Source organism: Paenibacillus sp. LS1, assembly GCF_026013365.1.
Lineage (GTDB): Bacteria > Bacillota > Bacilli > Paenibacillales > Paenibacillaceae > Paenibacillus.
In genome coordinates, this window is sequence record NZ_JAPDOE010000002.1 from 345,357 (window position 1) to 363,733 (window position 18,377).

The window sequence follows — 18,377 nt, forward strand, 5'->3', positions numbered from 1 at the left end:
ATTTTGATAATTTCATTATGACATAATAATATCTTTTGTCAACTGCGGGATTCCAGCGTTATGTTCTTGGACGTGCTATACGGAATGTCGCCGTAGCCATGCATCCCAACGTGCCCGACGCATCACGTACTTCCGATTGAGTTGTAACACTGCGTCCAGCCTGATGTAGTACCGTAGCTGTCACCGTTAATTCCCCTTGTTTCATGGGTGCGAGAAAATGAACGTTCAGATTCGTTGTCACACAGCCATCTACTTCCATTGCTGCTGTTGCGACCATACCCATCGCCTGGTCCATCAGTGAAGTCAATACCCCCCCATGAATAATCCCCATGGAGTTCGTATGATGTTCGCCTGCTGTCAGCGCGATCTGTACTTCTTTGCCGTCTCCTTTAATATAACGACAGCCGAGAAATCCCCAGAAACGTCCGTCTCCGTCTTCCACCATTTTGTCCAAAATACTCATTATTCATTTCTCCTTTATTGCACTGTCAGTATCAAGCTCTTGATGTCATGTGCCTTTATTATTAAAAATCAGCACGCCACACAAAATAACCCCACAGCGTGGAGCTTTGCTTGGAAGTATATTCCGAGTACTTGGCGATAGCCACCCCATGTTAACGATGATGTAATGAATGTCAAAAAAGGCGCGGACTGTGTCCGCACCCTTCCGTCATTTAACCGCAACTGGTCGGAGGTGAATCCGTTCCAGCCTCCACGTTCACTTTTTCGGAAACCGTATCCCGGATTACAGAGATCACAAGCTGAAGCAAGTAGTTGATATCGCTTTGGCTCTGCTGGAATTCCGTAACCAATGGAATACTGTCCAGTTCGCCTTGCAGATCTTCAATTTCCTGTTCAATTTTGCTGACCATCTCCACATTTTTGAAGCTTTCAAAAGCAACGATCTCTTTTTGTTTCTTCTTGATGGTTGCAATTAACTGCTGGATGCGCTCATGATCACGAATTTTGGTTTCAGCCTGTTGAAACTGTCTAACTTCCTCACTCGTTCCGAGCATATCAGCCAATTCTTTGGCTTTTCCCATAATGTCGTCGCGTATGACCAGATTGCGCGTATCGTAGGTTGGCATTCCATAATGGTTGTACTGCACTTCTTCCTGCGCCACTGAAATCGCTCCATTCTATGAGATGATATAAGATGAGAATCTGGGCTCAAATGAGTTCAAACGTATGCTCCATGACCGCTACGGATACGGATCGATCTTTTGATCGCTGTTGTCTCCGGATTTTTCTGATTAAAACTGTTCAAGGTTAAAATCCGGAGACAAAGGCGCAGCATATGCTTCCGATGCGGCTTTCTTCAGAAAGCCTTTAGCTTCGCTTCTACAGACCGATTCCGTCCCCTCCGCTACTTGCGCAAATGTCCGAACCTGATATTGAACCCCAAAATTCTCATCTTATTGGTGTGTGTGTATTACTGATTGGCAGCTACCGGCTCAGAGAGCAGGTTGCCCCGAATATAAAAAGTCATCGGATCGGTGATTTCCACTTGTACGAAAGTACCGATCAATTCTTTGGGTCCTTCAAAATGCACCAGCTTGTTGCTGCGCGTACGTCCTGCCAGAACTTCGGAATTCCGTTTGCTCTCGCCTTCAACGAGCACTTCAACGATTTTGCCGCGTTGCTCTTCATTGCTTCGGTGGCTGTATTCGCTGATGGTTTCATTCAAACGTTTCAAACGTTCCTTCTTCACTTCCATCGGTACGTTATCCTCCATCACCGCAGCAGGCGTACCCTCACGCGGGGAATAGATAAAGGTATAGGCAAAATCATACCCTACTTCACGGACAAGGGAAAGTGTATCTTCAAATTGTTCTTCCGTTTCCCCAGGGAAACCAACAATAATGTCCGTTGTCAACACGACTTCCGGAATGGCCGTTTTAATTTTGCCAGCCAGGTTCAGATAGTGTTCCCGACTATACTTGCGGCTCATACGCTTGAGTACTTCCGAACTGCCAGACTGCACCGGAAGATGGATATGCTCCACCAGGTTTCCGCCCTTGGCCAGCACTTCAATTAAGCGATCATCAAAGTCACGTGGGTGACTGGTTGTAAAGCGCACACGCGGAATATCGATTTGGCGAATGGCATCCATCAAGTCGCCAAAGCTGTAGTTCAGGTCGGTGAAGTCTTTTCCGTACGCATTCACATTTTGACCAAGCAGGGTGATCTCCTTGAAGCCCTGGCGTGCCAAATCCCGTACTTCGGCAATGACATCTTCCGGACGACGGCTGCGTTCTTTGCCCCGTGTGAACGGAACGATGCAATATGTACAGAACTTGTCGCAACCATACATGATGTTCACCCAACCGCGCATACCCTCACGTTTCTTCGGCAGGTTCTCAATGATGTCGCCTTCCTTGGACCATACCTCAACAACCATTTCTTTGTTGAATAGCGCTTCCTGGATCAGATGTGGCAACCGGTGCACATTATGTGTACCAAAGATCATATCCACAAAGCCATGCTTCTGCATGATCCGGTTAACGACGCCTTCCTCCTGGGACATACATCCGCATACGCCAAGTAACAATCCCGGACGTTCGAGTTTCAGCGTCTTCAGGTGACCAAGCTCACCAAACACCTTATCTTCCGCATTTTCCCGTATGGCACACGTATTGAGCAGAATAATATCAGCATCTTTGCGATCCTCTGTGGCCTGATATCCCATCGACTCAAGCAGACCTTTGATGGTCTCGGAATCATGCTCGTTCATCTGACATCCATACGTATATACAATATAATGTTTGCCTTTTCCTATGTTTTTCAGTTCATCGGGAACGGCATTTTCGTAAAGCACCTGAACATCTTCCTTGCCCCGCTGTTTCTCCTGACGATGATTGGGTTCCGATTTGATGTTAATCTCACGGCCCCGGATTCTTATCTTTTTGCTGAATTCATCTTGCGAAATTACTTTGGCATCGGAGAAATCAAAATATTGGGAGTAATCCTTTTTTGAGTCTTTAGCCATTTCCTTCGGTCACTCCTTACAGCCTCTATTAATAAAAAATCGTTCATTCATCCCTGTTCCACATGAATTTGTCGCTTGGAACAGCAAAAGAGCATTACAGCAAATTATAGCATGAATTGGGCTGTAGTTCCACATCCAAACCACATGCGCCTTCGTCTAATCCGAAACATGCAAGGGTCAGAAGAACTCTCCAAAAACAAATAAAAAACCTGAGCCTTGCCATCAGGGTTGGAACTAACCGACCCTCTTGGCTGTGCTCAGGTTTATACGTTATTCAGACCGCGTAATTCGCGGCTGAAGGCTGTTCATGTTATTAGTCGATGATTTCAGCAGTGTCGCCATTACGAGCGCCAGCAGCGTTAGCTTCATCTGTATCAATATGCATGTCCAGCGCGAAAGAATCGGATACACGAGCCAGTACATTTTCCAGTACCAGACCACGATCTCCACTCAAGCGAACTTTCAACAATTGTTTGTCCTCGATACCCCATTTAGCAGCATCAGAAGTATGGAAGTGGATGTGACGAGCAGCAACGATAACACCTTTATCAATTGTTACTTCGCCAGCAGGGCCTTTAATCGTGATTCCCGGTGTGCCTTCAATGCTTCCGGATTCACGTACAGGTGCTTTAACACCAATGGCAAATGAATCTGTCATGGAGATCTCGAGTTGCGTTTCAGGACGAACAGGTCCAAGAATACGCACTTTATCAAACTGTCCTTTCGAACCAATTACCGCTACAGTTTCGTTAGCAGCGTATTGGCCAGGCTGGGACAGAGCTTTAAATTCAGTCAGTTCATAACCTTTACCAAACAAAATTTCAACGTGCTCTTGGGATACATGAATGTGACGGGCAGATACGCCCACAGGTACAGTTTTACTCATCGTAAATTTCACTCCTTGTTTATCTATGGCCTGTACTCAGGCTCTTAACAATCCAATGGTATTATACCCCTTTTTGGAGTGAAATGAAAACGAACTGGTGAAAATTCATGAAATACACATATTTCACCATCATTTTCCGCCTTTATTTTGGAAAAACTTAATTACACCTCTTTCAGTCACACCGCTACTTCAAGGAAGTCCCCTTCATCTGCGCATCGCTCTCTGGCAAGTGTTCCCCCAGATAACTCATCGCATTCCCCCACAACCAGCCCCGTACCAGTTGTTCATCATAATGCTTGAGTAGAATTTCCGTCAGTCTCGGATAGTGTCCTGAGTGTTCAAGTCTCTGAATATACGTTGAAATTCCATCAAAATCAGACCCCATCATCAGATGATGCTGCCCGCCCAGAGAACAGATCTGCTCGATATGAGGCAGCAGGTTTTCTATAAGCACTTCCCCCTCCTGTTTAACAAACCAAGGGACAAACGTCAGTCCGATCCGCCCTTCGCGGGCAATGATGGCCTGAATCTGATCATCTTTCAGATTACGCACATGGGGACATACGCTATAGCTGTTGGAATGGGAGGCGATAAACGGACGTTCACTCAAGTCAGTCAGTTCCCAAAAACCTTTCTCCGTCAGATGTGACACATCTAACAGCATCCCGATTTCATTACACCGGCGCACCAGTTCCTTCCCCTTCTCGGTCAGACCTGCTCCACGCTTCTCCATTACTCCGTCAGCCGCCCAATTGGCATAATTCCACGTAAGTCCAATGATTCGAACACCCATCTGATAACATAACTCCAGATAGAACAGGTTGCCCTCCAGACCGTCCACGCCCTCCAGTGTGATTAATCCCCACGGATCCTCTGTTTGCCCCACCTGAGCCACCTGTTCGCGCCATAACAACGTCTGTGTGCCGTCAGGCAGCTTCTGACTCCTCTCTACGCGCTTACGATAGATCTCCAACTGCCCCATCACGTGTTCAAACTTGCCTCTGCCAAGTACTTCAGGTAAATAGATGGCGAATGCCTGTAATCCGACTCTCCCCTCTTTCAAGCGTTTCAAATTCACATCCAGTTGTGGAGCATCTTCGAACGAAAGAGCTGGCTGCATCAATATTTTGCTCAGTGCATCACAGTGAAAATCAGCTACACGCCAATCCGACATGGACATCGTTAACCCTCCCACTATATTTTGTTGCAAAACGCAAAAAAACCTGTCTACATCATCGTAAACAGGTTCAATGCATACTGCATGTATTATCTGGGCTCCACAATCAGCTTAATGGCCGTTCGGTCCTCGCCGTCAATCACAATGTCTGTAAAAGCTGGAATACAAATCAGGTCAACTCCGCTTGGTGCTACAAATCCCCGGGCTATCGCTACCGCTTTAATGGCTTGGTTCAGTGCTCCCGCTCCAATTGCCTGCAGTTCAGCATTTCCACGTTCACGAAGAACCCCTGCAAGAGCGCCGGCTACAGAATTAGGATTGGACTTTGCTGAAACTTTTAATACATCCATGGTAAGTACCTCCCTGGGAATGTTGAAAGTTTGTTTCCACTTACTAGATGTTATTCGCGGGAGGCAAAAAAATTCCTTCTTTTTAGACGGGTTTCCCTGCAAAATGGGACAATACCCCTATTCCATGCGCCACTCGTCCTCCATCAGACGAATTTTTTCGATGCGTGTTGCCGCGCCTGTAGCCTCATCAATCTCTACAAGGACACCGTGGAAATGCCATTTGCCGTCATCCACAACGAAACGTACAGGGAGCTGGGTGTAGAACTTACGTAGCACGGCCTCACGCTCCATGCCCAATATGCCGTCACGCGGCCCTACCATGCCCGCATCCGTCAAGTAGGCCGTTCCTCCAGGCAAAATCCGATCATCGTTACTCTGAACATGAGTATGTGTACCTACAACGAGAGACGCACGTCCATCCAGATGCCATCCCATAGCAATCTTCTCTGACGTCGCTTCCGCATGCATATCAACCAAAATACATTTATAGTCCTGACGCAACTCATCAACAATCTCATCAGCCACACGGAAAGGACAATCCAGAGCAGGCAGGAACGTTCTTCCTTGCAGATTGACAATTGCCAGCTCTTTGCCTTCACCTTTGACTACCGTGTATCCTCGTCCTGGTGTTCCTGGTGGAAAGTTCGCTGGGCGAATCATGCGCGGTTCATCATCTATAAAATCAAAAATATCCTTATTGTCCCAGGTATGATTACCAAGTGTAATACCATGTACACCCCAGTTGAAAAACTCATTCGCGATTGCGCCAGTAATTCCGCGACCTGCTGCCGCATTTTCACCATTTACAATGACCACATGTGGTTTATACTTCGATTTCAGGTACGGTAAATTTTCTTTTAGTGCCTTACGTCCCACGTTGCCTACAATGTCACCAATAAACAAAACTTTCATTGATTACTGCCTCCTCAATTCCTGCAAAGTCCTCTTACTTCGATTGTTGAACCTCTGCAGGACTCTATCTCATGCTCCATGATGTGTAGTTGCCTTTTAACAGGCTATCAACAGGAAAAGTGGCCCACTACTGCGGCCACTTTTCCGTAATGCTCTATTTTGCGTATTCAACCGCACGGGTTTCCCGGATGACGGTGACTTTGATGTGACCCGGATAGTCGAGTTCATTCTCAATCATCTTCGTGATGTCACGGGCTAAGCGGAAGGCTTCAGCATCATCGATCTTCTCAGGCTGTACCATAACGCGAACTTCGCGTCCGGCCTGAATGGCATACGATTTCTCGACACCTTCGAAGGATTCTGAGATCTCTTCCAGCTTCTCCAGTCGTTTGATATACGTTTCCAGCGTTTCGCGGCGTGCGCCTGGTCTTGCTGCGGAGAGCGCATCTGCTGCGCCAACCAACATGGCAATGACCGAAGTCGCTTCGCAATCTCCGTGATGGGACGCGATACTGTTGATTACAACCGGATGTTCTTTGTATTTCTTCGCCAGTTCCACGCCAATTTCGACGTGTGATCCTTCCACTTCGTGATCCAGCGCTTTACCGATGTCATGCAATAGACCTGCACGTCTTGCCAGAGTTACGTCTTCTCCGAGTTCACCAGCCATCAGTCCAGCCAGATAAGCGACTTCCATCGAATGCTTCAAGACGTTCTGACCGTAACTTGTACGGAACTTCAACCGGCCCAAAATTTTGATCAGATCCGGATGCAGACCATGCACGCCCACTTCAAAGGTAGCTTGCTCACCGTATTCACGGATGCGCTCATCCACTTCTTTGCGGGATTTCTCAACCATCTCTTCAATCCGTGCCGGGTGAATACGTCCATCAGCCACCAGTTTCTCTAGGGCAGTACGGGCGATCTCACGGCGAATCGGGTCAAAGCCCGACAGAATAACAGCTTCTGGCGTATCATCGATAATGAGGTCAATCCCTGTAAGGGTTTCAAGCGCACGGATGTTACGTCCTTCACGACCGATAATCCGGCCTTTCATTTCTTCATTTGGCAGGGTAACAACAGATACCGTTGTTTCCGCTACGTGGTCAGCCGCACAACGTTGGATGGCGAGTGTAATAATCTCGCGGGACTTTTTGTCCGCTTCTTCCTTCGCCTGTTGTTCAATGTCCTTGATCATTTGAGCCGTCTCATGACGAACTTCCTGTTCTACGTTGGACAGTATGATACTGCGTGCGTCTTCCATAGTTAGGTTGGATATACGTTCCAGCTCCGTCACCTGGTTTTTGTAGATCATTTCGATCTGCTGCTGTGTCTCATCAATTCGTTTCTCTTTGTTAGCCACTTGCTCTTCTTTACGTTCGAGTGATTCCAATTTTTTATCCAGCGACTCTTCTTTTTGCAACAATCGTCTTTCTTGTCGTTGAATTTCGTTCCGACGTTCACGAGTGTCTTTTTCAGCCTCAGCACGAATGCGATGGATTTCATCCTTCGCTTCCAGCACCGTTTCTTTCTTCAGTGCTTCTGCCTCTTTCTTCGCGTTCTCCACGATTTGTACGGCAGCTTGTTCCGCACTAGAGATTTTAGCCTCTGCAAGAGATTTGCGAATAAAATATCCTACTCCGAACCCAATGATTAGCGCGGCCACAACGAGAGCGATCGTGATTGCAGGATTCATACTGTTCACCTCCTCGTTGGTTCCTCCAAGGCATTCCTTGGGTTAATTTGCAGTTTTCAAACCTTACATATTTTTGGGAATAACGAATACTCACGGCGATCCCCCGCCGATTTTCATTTCACATGTACATGTTTCCACGTACCATTCACTGTTTCCAGCGAACCCATAATTAAGAATGGTATAAATCTTAAGAAACCGAAACCGCTTTTTTGGAAGGAAAAAGGGTTGTCCATTTCTTACAGACTCATGTCCATTTTAGTATTTGACGAAAGAAATTGTCAAGAGAATGCAGTATAGAGACTCTACTCTGCTAATCCCATAACAACGCTTCGTCATCTTCAGGGTCTCCAGCCTCATCTTCTTCAATTAAACAATTCACGACCCGGCGCACCATATCCATTGAAAAACCACGTCTCATTAGGAAGGGAAGCGTTTTATGTTTCTTCTCTTTGACGTCCCCTTTGACCTGATTCCACTTTTTGCGTCCGGCGCTCAGAGCAGTCTCAAATTCCGCATCTGTACTGATACCTTCTAGTGCCTCAACAATGAGATCATTGGCAATGCCCTTTTGACGCAGCTCTTGCCTTATCCACAGTTTTCCCTTCCTCTTGCCCTCCATACGCTGTCTTGTCCATTCCTTCGCAAATAGATCATCATCCACCAGGTTCTCCTGCTCAAGCCGATCTAGCGTCTCTTCAATCAAAGGTGCAGCAAACTCCTTCTGACGAAGTTTCTGACTTAACTCATGACGCGTACGCGGTTTATGCTCCAAAAAGCGCAGAGACTGTGCATACGTCCGCTGCCGCTCGTCAGCTAAAATGATTTCTTCCAGATCCTTTTTCATGAACGTATTGCCTTGCGTCATCCTGTATTTAATCATTACATCTTCAAGAACCGTAATGGAGTGAATGCCAAAAGTAATTCGATAACGAGCTTGTCTGCTCTTCGTTCGTTCTACCCGTGTAATGGTAAGTTCTTCGTTATCCGGAAATTGGGAGAGGCCATCCCCTTCTGCTTCTTCATATAAATCCTCGTCATGTTGATCCATTCAGGTCTCCCCTTTCATACACATTTTCATTCTGATTACACTAAGAGCATCTTCACATAAGACAGCGAACGCTAATACAAAAGGCCGGGAACTCAGCCCGGCCTTAACCTCCACAGTTACCTCTGACAGTCAGCGTGCCAACAGCCCCTGTCCATTGGGACAGGGGCTGTTGGACAGCGAGAGCACTCCCACCATAATTCCTTATCCAAATCGAGCCAGGCTCAATCAGGCAAGTTTACGGAGTCCAGAGGGCAACTCCCTCCGTTCCCTCCCACAAGGGAGGGTTTTGGGAGGATTACTCGTTGATTTCAAACAATTCTTGTTCTTCTTCTGCTTCTTTTTGTTGCTCTTCACTAGTCGGCGCAGGAACTGCAGTAGTCAAGTTACTTGCTACACGAATTTTTTGTTCAATGATTTCAGCAATGTCTTTATGCTCTTTCATGAACTGCTTCGCATTCTCACGGCCTTGTCCTAAACGCTCGCCTTCGTATGAGTACCATGCACCACTTTTATTAACGATGTCCAGCTCTGTACCAATGTCAATGATACTGCCTTCTCTCGAGATACCCTCACCGTACATGATATCCACTTCCGCTTGTTTAAACGGAGGTGCTACTTTGTTTTTCACGACTTTAATACGAGTACGGTTACCAATCATGTCATTACCTGATTTAATACTCTCAATACGACGCACATCCAGACGTACTGTGGAATAAAACTTCAGCGCACGACCACCAGGTGTCGTTTCAGGGTTACCAAACATAACGCCGACTTTCTCACGAAGCTGGTTGATAAAGATTGCGATTGTTTTGGATTTGCTGATTGCACCAGACAATTTACGCAGCGCCTGAGACATCAAACGCGCTTGCAAACCTACGTGTGAATCACCCATTTCGCCTTCAATCTCTGCTTTTGGTACCAATGCAGCTACAGAGTCAATAACGACGATATCTACTGCACCACTGCGCACAAGAGCTTCTGCAATTTCCAGCCCTTGCTCACCCGTATCTGGCTGAGATAGAAGCAATTCGTCAATGTTAACACCCAATTTGCTTGCATATTGAGGATCAAGAGCATGCTCGGCATCGATAAATGCTGCTTGTCCACCAACGCGTTGTACTTCAGCAATCGCATGCAATGCAACAGTTGTTTTACCTGAAGATTCAGGTCCATATATTTCAACAATACGGCCTTTAGGCAAGCCGCCTGTTCCTAATGCAATATCCAAAGCCAAGGAACCACTGGGAATAATTTCCACATTCATATGAGTGGACTCACCCAGTTTCATGATGGATCCTTTACCAAATTGCTTCTCTATTTGACGGAGCGCCATATCAAGCGCGGCACGACGGTCTGACAATAAGCTCACACCCTTTACTGTTTATAAGATAATGATACCTTGTTTTAACACGTTTGCCAAGCTTTTTTTCGAACATACATTCGTTTTTTTTGTAAAGGCCGAGGCGCCTCTTCCTCTATGAAACTTTCCATTAAACAGAAAAAAGAACCGTAAACAAGGCTGCATAGCCTAATTCTACGGTTCTTCCGTCTTCCTTAATTATACTTGCTTGGAACTGCAAATGCAATCCGTGTGGTTAACTAATCAATCCATTGCCACAAGTTTTTGCCATAAGCGATAGAGAATTGCTTTAGCTGAACGAATGCGAACAGTCTCACGATTACCATTGATGCGCAGCTCATGAATTTCCGTTTCTTTTCCACGTTCAGCAAGAGCAATGAAGACAAGTCCAGGTGGCTTGCGTTCCGAATATCCCGGTCCAGCTACACCGGTAACGGCCAGGCCAAAATCAGCATCGCCAATCATGCGGATCTGTTCAGCAAGCACTTTTGCAACCTCCGGACTTACCGCCCCAGGTGCATCTTCACCTTCCAGATAATCATGAGGCACATTCAGTAGCTTTTCTTTAATTTCATTGGAGTAACACACAATTCCGCCTTTAAGCATCGACGCACTTCCGGGTACAGAAGTCAGACTTTGCATGACAAGCCCTCCTGTACAGCTCTCAGCAGCGCTAAGCGTCAGACCCATGTCAGACATCATAGTTACAATGGTGTACTCAATAGGCACATCCTCGTTCGCGTAGAGATGTTCTGTCAAACGTTCCCGAATCTGGACCTCCATCGCATCCAGCTTCAGCTTCGCCTCTCCCTCACTGGCGGCCTTGGTGGAGACACGCACTGTAACTTCACCTTCGCTCGCGTAAGGAGCAATCGTAGGGTCTGTCTGCGCATCAATCAGATCCAGAAGCCGATCTTCCAGAGCAGATTCACCAATACCAGCGAATTTGAGCATTCGGGAATAGATCGGCATCTCTTCTGTGAGTACATGCTGGAACAGCCAAGGCTTGACTTCCTGTTCAAACATTGGAATCAGCTCTTTAGGTGGCCCAGGCATCACAACATAATATTTATCATTGTCAGAGATCGCATTTCCTGCCGCAAGGCCTGTTTCATTGGCCAGAGGTGTTCCGCCATCAATAACGATCGCCTGACGTCGGTTATTCTCTGTCATGTCCACATTACGATCTCTGAAAAAGCTCTCGATTTTGTCCATAGCCATTCGATCTGTATGCAATTTCCGGTTAAGAACAGCTGCCAGCGCATCCTTGGTCAGATCATCTTGGGTAGGTCCGATGCCACCGGAGAATAAAATAACGTCTGCACGGCCCTGCGCAATGCGAATGGCTTCACTGAGTCGATTCAGGTTATCCCCAACCACCGTTTGGAAATATACATCGATCCCCATCGCAGCCAATTCACGGGATAGGTATCTGGCATTGGTATTGACGATTTGTCCAAGCAGTAGCTCTGTGCCAACTGCAATGATTTCTGCCTTCATTGAGCATCCTCCTGTACACGTGGTGAGTGATCAAAGGGCAATAGGATAATTTCCTATTGCCCCTGACCCAATGCTTCCTTCATGATTACCCATTTTAAGAGCAAACCATTATGCTTTTGTTAAATGAAGCAGGTTTTTGTTTTTGATAAAGTAATCGATACCCGACCAGATGGTAATAAGCGCTGCTGCCCATACCGCGATAATATCGACGTGAATACCCGTGTATGAAAACGGGAAATTGTTCAACAGCAACAGTACAATCGCCACAATCTGCACTACCGTTTTCAGCTTGCCCCAAGCACTGGCGGCGACAACCGAACCATCTAGCAATGCGATTTGACGCAAGCCAGTAACTGCAAACTCACGACTAATAATAACAACTGCAATCCAGGAATCCAGCTTGCCCATCTCCACAAGCGAGATCAACACTGCAGTAACCAACAGCTTGTCTGCGAGTGGGTCGAGCAGTTTTCCCAGATTGGTAACCATGTTATTTTTCCGCGCAAGGTATCCGTCAATTCCATCTGTGCTTGCGGCGATGATAAAAATAACAGCAGCAATCAGTTGATTATACGGAAGCGATAAGCTTCCAAGCTGAAGCGGCTCAGGATAAAATGGAAAATCCACGAGCAGGAACACCATCAAAAAAGGGATTAAGCAAATTCGTGCAAGCGTAATCCGGTTGGGTAAATTCACAAGACGCCCTCCCTCATATCCTCCATTACTCCAAACATTCATCATAATCCCGTTATCATCATCCGGAACATGAAATGTACAGTTTCAATGTCAATCCAAATTAACATGATCCCACTATGTAGAAACGCAAAAAATAAAGTCAACCGCTCAAAAGCAAAACCGCTTTAAACGTTCCGGTGACTTCCAAAAGATGTACTGCTTTTCACAAAGTCAGCAAACGATGAGGACTGGACTTGATGCATGACTGCCAGCAATGCACACTTAGTATAATATACGCCCAATAACGTGTCAAAAAACACTTTTGCTACAAAAAGGCCATATTACTTGAAATTTGTATATTGCAAATCCAGAGGCAGGTTAGCACCATTTAGCAGCTGCATTACTGCTTGCAAATCATTTTTACTCTTACCAGTTACCCGCAGCTGGTCTCCCTGAATCTGACTCTTCACTTTCATCTTGGAGTCCCGAATCAGGATATTGATTTTCTTGGCGATGTCCTGATCAATGCCTTGTTTAAAATTCAAACGCTGGCGGACTGTACCAGAAGACGCTGGCTCTACTTTGGCATAATCAATGTTTTTCAATGGTAGACCACGCTTCGCCATTTTGGATTGCAGCACATCAATGACAGCCTTGAGTTTGGTCTCATCATCAGATACGATCGTCAACGCATCCTTATCCAGTTTCAGACTGCTCTTGCTGCCCTTGAAGTCATAACGAGTGCCAATTTCCTTCTCGGTTTGTGTAACGGCATTTGTCAGTTCTTGCAAGTCCATTTTGGACACGATATCAAATGAATTTTCTGAACTCAAACCAGTCACCCTTTCAGTTAATCGTATGTTCTGTAACATTATAGAGGATACCTTAAGCAAAAGTCTAATTTCAAGACATGTTTTACAAAGAAAAAAGCATTTTTGACCTCCACATGAAGTGGCTGCCAAAAATGCTTGCTGGTCCAGCTTCCAACTAGTAGCGGCTGCGGTTGGGCTGTCTGAACATATCGAGCACACCCAGAAGCACATGTGCAAGTCCAAAACCCAATATTCCGTAACCCCAAGCACTTGGAGTCAGGTAATAACCCAGGAGGCTGACAATGATCCCTAAACCGGTTACGATCCAGCTGACTGTCATAGCCATCCACCTCACTTCACCAAAAGTTAACTGCAAGTTAAGACAACGTTATTGTCTCCTGCGGTTGACCCGGTTATTCGCTACCAGTGTTACCTTCTGTACTGTCCGTTGATCCATTTTCAACGCCTGTGGATGAAGCAGTACTGCCACTGTCTTCACCAAGCTGCAGACGGATCCGATTGGTCGCTTTGCCATCCGTTACAACTTGCCCACCCACCTCAATCGTGGTCGCAGCAGCGTAACCGGACTTAATGTACATGCCTGCACTATCCAGCTCAAAGGTAAAGCTGTCGCCTTCGGCAGTATTACCATACTCCAGTTTCTCTCCGCTAGAGTTTTCACCTTTGTAAACTTCCAGCCAGCTATGGCCTGTTGCTTTAATCGTAACCGTTACGGGCTGACCTGCACTTCCGTTAACTTTAAAGTTCGTAATATTTCCTGATTTCCCATCTTCTGCAACCGTTACAGTAGAAGATGAATTATCGACAGGTGGTTCTGGTTCTTCCTCAGTTCCATCTGTCTGTCCATCCGTTTGACCGTCTGTCTGTCCTTCTGTGTCCGTACCGCCACCGTTACCACCAGCGTCACCTTCACCAGTACCTTCAGTGCCTGAATCCGTCGCAGGAGGGTTAGACGCCTGTCCGTTGTCGGCAGGTTGATCCGGTTTATCCTCAGGCTGTTCCTGACTGTCAGTAATTTTGACCGAATCCAGCCCCGGATTATCTGCAGGATCATCCTTGTTCAACACAACGTATGCATACAATAAAACGACAATCAGAATCGGGAAGGTCCACATCAGTGCGACAGACATCCATCGATTACTACGTTCAACCGGACGGCTGGAACGCTTCTGAATAACCGGTTCCATCGTTGCTTCCGCCTCTTCTGCCGGTACGTCTTTTTTGTGTCCCTCCAGCAGCTCATCAGGGTTCAGTCCCACGGTCTCCGCATAGGTTTTAATGAATGCACGCACATAGAAGCTGCCCGGCAGCACTTTGTAGTCTCCTGCTTCTATGGCCTCCAGATACCTCTTGCGAATTTTTGTCATTTCCTGTACATCGTCAAGACTCATCCCTTTTTGCAGCCGGGCCTCTCTTAACTGCTGACCCAGTTCAGACATGCCATCTCCTCCTTATGTTTATCTCTTGAGTTGTTACTAATCTATTCCATGATTCCGTACGGTTCCTTACAATTCGTCGGTGTAGCTAGCCGTAAACGTATCATAAATAATTTCTTCATTCGGAATGTTACGCAATTCAATAATAATATCAAAATCATTAAAATCATATTCGGATTCCTGTACAAAAATATCCGGATGTTCAATAACTTTGGTGCTAGGCATGGACATAATATCCTGCAACAGGTTGTAATGCCGCTCACTGGAACGAATCGTACTCACAATTCCGTCGATAATGAACACATTGTTCGGGTTCAATTCGTCTTCGGACATTTGACTCCTTATCGTCTGACGAAGAAGTGTGGAGGAAACAAACGTCCATCGCTTCATTGCACATACGCTGCCCGCAATAATAGACTCCGTTTTGCCAACACGAGGCATTCCGCGCAAACCGATGACCTGATTGCCTTCCCTCTTAAATACTTCACCCAAAAAGTCCACAAGTAACCCAAGTTCATCTCGTGTAAAACGAAATGTCTTGCGATCATCTGAGTCACGGTCAATGTATCTGCCATGACGCACGGCCAAAATATCCACCAATTTAGGTTGACGCAAAGCCGATACGGTGATGCTGTTTACTTTACCAAGCATTTCACCAAGCAAACGGATTTTTTCATCATCATCCGATTCAAGCAGCATGCCTCGAGTTTTGCCTTCAACACCGTTAATGGTCAATATATTCACTTCAAGCATCCCCAGCATAGAGGCAATATCGCCTAACAAACCGGGTCTGTTCTTATGTATTTTATATTCCATGTACCATTGTTTAGATTCCATTTCAACACCCCGTAATGCATTATTCCACATTATTCGACAGCAACAGAACGTGTCCACTGGACAACAATCTGAGACATCTTCTAAAAATGGGTCACGTTAATGATATATAAAATGAAAATGAATTACAAGAACAGCTCTGTAATCCGTTTGTAATCATTAGAGAAAAGCCCCCTTGCGGGAGCTCTTCATCTGTAATCTTATGCGTTTTGTTTGGCCAATTTGACCATCAGGCACGCAATCGTACGACGCTCATCTGCATCGCCGACATCCCATAATTCTTTCAATGCCCGGTTGGAATGGTTCGCCGGATCGACTTTCTCATCGAGGAAGTCACCGATTTCATACGCAAGTTTGTTGATGGTATCTTCACTCATCCCCATCTTCTCCGCTTGCAGTACGCGGTCACCCAGGAACTTCTTCCATGTGTCAAAACTGGAGAGCACTGTTTTTTCTGTTGACATGATAAATCCTCCTTAGCTGTCGCATGAGATTTAAAATCAACAGTTGTAATATGTGCTTTCGAGACATTTTATATACGAGCATTTTGAAAATAATCCGGAAGACGGCTGCTTCTCCGCAATCTTCACCTGTTCCGTTCATTGCCAGCCAAGTTCTCTTGCTAGTTTACGTTAACCATCCACCATTTGGACTAATAATCTGGCCATTGATATAACCCGATTCAGGGAGGGCCAGAAAATAAACCAGTGATGAGATTTCATCAGGTTGAGCAAGTCTTCCTGCCGGAATCTCCTCTTCCAGCATCTTCAGTTCACTCTGATCCAGATGGTTCAACATAGATGTCTGAACTGCGCCAGGAGCCACAGCATTCACCGTTACTCCAGAAGGTGCGAGTTCTTTGGCAAGGGCCTTGGTGAATGCATTTACCCCGCCCTTTGTTGTTGAGTACAACACCTCACAAGAGGCACCAGACAGGCCCCAGATCGACGACACATTTATGATTCGGCCATACCTTTGGGAGATCATGTGAGGCATCATTTCCTGTGTGCACATAAACGTGCCTTTCAAGTTAATTGCCATCACTTCGTCCCAGATTTCCTCGGTAACATCAGACAACAGTCCATAGTGCGAGATTCCTGCGTTGTTCACAAGGATATCTGGCATGAGATTGTGTGACTCCAGCTTCTCACGCATACGCTCAATCTGTTCCCGGCTGCGGAGATCCGCAGACACGGTCATGATCTTGCCACTGCCCTGTTCCATGCATCGTCGGGCCGCTTCATTTGCTGCTTCATGCGATTTCATATAGTGTATTACGACATTCATTCCGACTCTGGCGAAACGTTCTGCGATAGCCGCTCCAATGCCACCACTTGCTCCAGTAACCAGTACAGTCATTTCCCCGATTGCCTTCAATTGTCCTGTTCCCCTCTCCATATCAAGGACTCACGACTAGCGATACAGCCAGTTGATCCCAACGAATATGCTCTCTCAGTCTGAGATTCACATCTTCCAGTGTAATCGATTCATAGAGCGGAAGCATATTGAAGAAATCACCGCCACGGAATTGCTGACGTGTAAATTCATGTGCAATGTTCTCCGGAGAATTGAGCATACGCAAATATCCGCCTATTTTCTTTTTGCGTGAACGTTCAAAATCCGTAGAATCAAACCCTTTTTGCACAATAGCATCCACTTCTTCACGTACACGCGCCAGCAGTTGATCCGGGTCTTTCGTATCACCACCAATGGCTGAAAACGCGTATTGCGGCGAACTGTTATACTCATGTCCAAAGCTGTCCGAGATCAGGTCTTCATCGTATAGCTTTTGAAATAACCGCGTGCTTGAGCCGAACAAAAGATCCATCATCAACTGCGTTGTCGTATCTCGCCGTAACAGTTTTTCTCCAGTGAGTCCAACGTCTGTCTCTTTGAATCCAAATAGACATTTGGGCAGGGAAACCGCCAGTTTTGATTCCCGTCTAGCTTCTCCTACGTGCTCAGGCTCCTGTTCAAAGAAGCGTTGAATACTCCCCTGTGGTTTATAATCCTTCTGTTCCTGGTTCAAACGAACCATATCAATGACTTGCTGGGGATCTACACCACCCACCACGAACAAGAGCATATTGCTTGGGTGATAAAAGGAGTTATAGCAGGAATACAGCGTTTCCTTCGTGATCGTACTGATGGATTCCACCGTTCCTGCGATATCGATATGCACCGGATGTTTCTGATACATGGCTTCGATCAGTCCAAAATAAACACGCCAATCCGGATTATCTGCATACATGTTAATTTCCTGTCCAATAATACCTTTTTCCTTTTCCACATTTTGATCTGTAAAGTAAGGATTTTGCACAAAGTCGACTAATGTTTGTATATTTTCATTTACATATTCGGTCGCTGAAAACAAATAAACCGTCTGATCAAAGCTCGTAAACGCATTAGCTGAAGCACCATGAGACGCAAATGTTGCAAAAATATCACCCGTTGGTTCTTCGAACATTTTATGCTCCAGAAAATGGGCAATCCCATCCGGAACCTTCACTTCTTCCTGTCCTTCAACCTGAAAATGATTATCCACCGATCCATACTTGGTTGCAAACGTCGCATACGTTTTCTGGAATCCCGGTTTAGGCAAAATATAGACATGCAGTCCGTTATCCATCACTTCGTAATATAGTGTCTCCTGCAAATGCTCATACCGAATGCTCTCCACC

General features: G+C 46.1%; 19 protein-coding genes. All 19 read right to left on the bottom strand.

What is annotated here, in order from left to right:
• Window positions 1–58 precede the first annotated feature (58 nt).
• Entirely contained in the window at window positions 59–463 is a 405-nt protein-coding gene (locus tag OM416_RS10940) for a PaaI family thioesterase (protein WP_036609249.1), read from the bottom strand.
• Between the two features lie 211 nt (window positions 464–674).
• Complete coding sequence (locus tag OM416_RS10945) at window positions 675–1,088, bottom strand: RicAFT regulatory complex protein RicA family protein (protein ID WP_371327927.1); 414 nt, start codon at window positions 1,086–1,088, stop codon at window positions 675–677.
• Between the two features lie 344 nt (window positions 1,089–1,432).
• A complete protein-coding gene (miaB, locus tag OM416_RS10950; protein ID WP_264929229.1) occupies window positions 1,433–2,989 on the bottom strand; it encodes a tRNA (N6-isopentenyl adenosine(37)-C2)-methylthiotransferase MiaB in 1,557 nt (518 codons plus the stop codon).
• A gap of 313 nt (window positions 2,990–3,302) precedes the next feature.
• Complete coding sequence (gene pduL, locus OM416_RS10955) at window positions 3,303–3,875, bottom strand: phosphate propanoyltransferase (RefSeq protein ID WP_062833854.1); 573 nt, start codon at window positions 3,873–3,875, stop codon at window positions 3,303–3,305.
• Between the two features lie 184 nt (window positions 3,876–4,059).
• Entirely contained in the window at window positions 4,060–5,055 is a 996-nt protein-coding gene (locus tag OM416_RS10960; RefSeq protein WP_264929231.1) for a dipeptidase, read from the bottom strand.
• Window positions 5,056–5,141: 86 nt separating this feature from the next.
• Window positions 5,142–5,402 (bottom strand): stage V sporulation protein S, encoded by a 261-nt coding sequence (locus tag OM416_RS10965; RefSeq protein ID WP_007430104.1) that lies wholly within the window; start codon window positions 5,400–5,402, stop codon window positions 5,142–5,144.
• 117 nt (window positions 5,403–5,519) lie between these two features.
• Window positions 5,520–6,314, bottom strand: coding sequence for a TIGR00282 family metallophosphoesterase (locus OM416_RS10970; protein WP_062833853.1), 795 nt, complete (start codon window positions 6,312–6,314; stop codon window positions 5,520–5,522).
• A 154-nt stretch (window positions 6,315–6,468) separates the two neighbouring features.
• Window positions 6,469–8,010 carry a ribonuclease Y gene (gene rny, locus OM416_RS10975; RefSeq protein ID WP_036609258.1) on the bottom strand — a complete coding sequence of 514 codons (1,542 nt, stop codon included), beginning with the start codon at window positions 8,008–8,010 and terminating at the stop codon, window positions 6,469–6,471.
• A gap of 310 nt (window positions 8,011–8,320) precedes the next feature.
• Window positions 8,321–9,058 carry a regulatory protein RecX gene (locus OM416_RS10980; RefSeq protein ID WP_264929235.1) on the bottom strand — a complete coding sequence of 246 codons (738 nt, stop codon included), beginning with the start codon at window positions 9,056–9,058 and terminating at the stop codon, window positions 8,321–8,323.
• A gap of 295 nt (window positions 9,059–9,353) precedes the next feature.
• Window positions 9,354–10,418, bottom strand: coding sequence for a recombinase RecA (recA, locus tag OM416_RS10985; RefSeq protein WP_062833851.1), 1,065 nt, complete (start codon window positions 10,416–10,418; stop codon window positions 9,354–9,356).
• Between the two features lie 243 nt (window positions 10,419–10,661).
• Window positions 10,662–11,918 (bottom strand): competence/damage-inducible protein A, encoded by a 1,257-nt coding sequence (locus OM416_RS10990; protein ID WP_091017238.1) that lies wholly within the window; start codon window positions 11,916–11,918, stop codon window positions 10,662–10,664.
• A gap of 108 nt (window positions 11,919–12,026) precedes the next feature.
• The gene (pgsA, locus tag OM416_RS10995) at window positions 12,027–12,614 is read right to left on the bottom strand and encodes a CDP-diacylglycerol--glycerol-3-phosphate 3-phosphatidyltransferase (RefSeq protein ID WP_017689114.1); all 588 of its coding nucleotides are present in this window, start codon (window positions 12,612–12,614) and stop codon (window positions 12,027–12,029) included.
• Between the two features lie 320 nt (window positions 12,615–12,934).
• The gene (locus OM416_RS11000) at window positions 12,935–13,426 is read right to left on the bottom strand and encodes a YajQ family cyclic di-GMP-binding protein (protein WP_017689115.1); all 492 of its coding nucleotides are present in this window, start codon (window positions 13,424–13,426) and stop codon (window positions 12,935–12,937) included.
• A 154-nt stretch (window positions 13,427–13,580) separates the two neighbouring features.
• Window positions 13,581–13,745: a hypothetical protein gene (locus tag OM416_RS11005; protein WP_167350848.1), complete on the bottom strand. Its 165-nt coding sequence runs from the start codon at window positions 13,743–13,745 to the stop codon at window positions 13,581–13,583.
• A gap of 73 nt (window positions 13,746–13,818) precedes the next feature.
• On the bottom strand, window positions 13,819–14,865 hold the full coding sequence (locus OM416_RS11010) for a helix-turn-helix domain-containing protein (RefSeq protein WP_169478449.1): 1,047 nt from the start codon (window positions 14,863–14,865) through the stop codon (window positions 13,819–13,821).
• A 66-nt stretch (window positions 14,866–14,931) separates the two neighbouring features.
• A complete protein-coding gene (locus OM416_RS11015) occupies window positions 14,932–15,699 on the bottom strand; it encodes a DUF3388 domain-containing protein (protein ID WP_036609270.1) in 768 nt (255 codons plus the stop codon).
• A 197-nt stretch (window positions 15,700–15,896) separates the two neighbouring features.
• Window positions 15,897–16,160: a DUF3243 domain-containing protein gene (locus tag OM416_RS11020; protein ID WP_062833846.1), complete on the bottom strand. Its 264-nt coding sequence runs from the start codon at window positions 16,158–16,160 to the stop codon at window positions 15,897–15,899.
• A 163-nt stretch (window positions 16,161–16,323) separates the two neighbouring features.
• Window positions 16,324–17,094, bottom strand: coding sequence for an elongation factor P 5-aminopentanone reductase (ymfI, locus tag OM416_RS11025; RefSeq protein WP_062833845.1), 771 nt, complete (start codon window positions 17,092–17,094; stop codon window positions 16,324–16,326).
• A gap of 1 nt (window position 17,095) precedes the next feature.
• Window positions 17,096–18,376: an EF-P 5-aminopentanol modification-associated protein YfmH gene (gene yfmH / locus OM416_RS11030; RefSeq protein ID WP_264929237.1), complete on the bottom strand. Its 1,281-nt coding sequence runs from the start codon at window positions 18,374–18,376 to the stop codon at window positions 17,096–17,098.
• Window position 18,377: the final 1 nt, after the last annotated feature.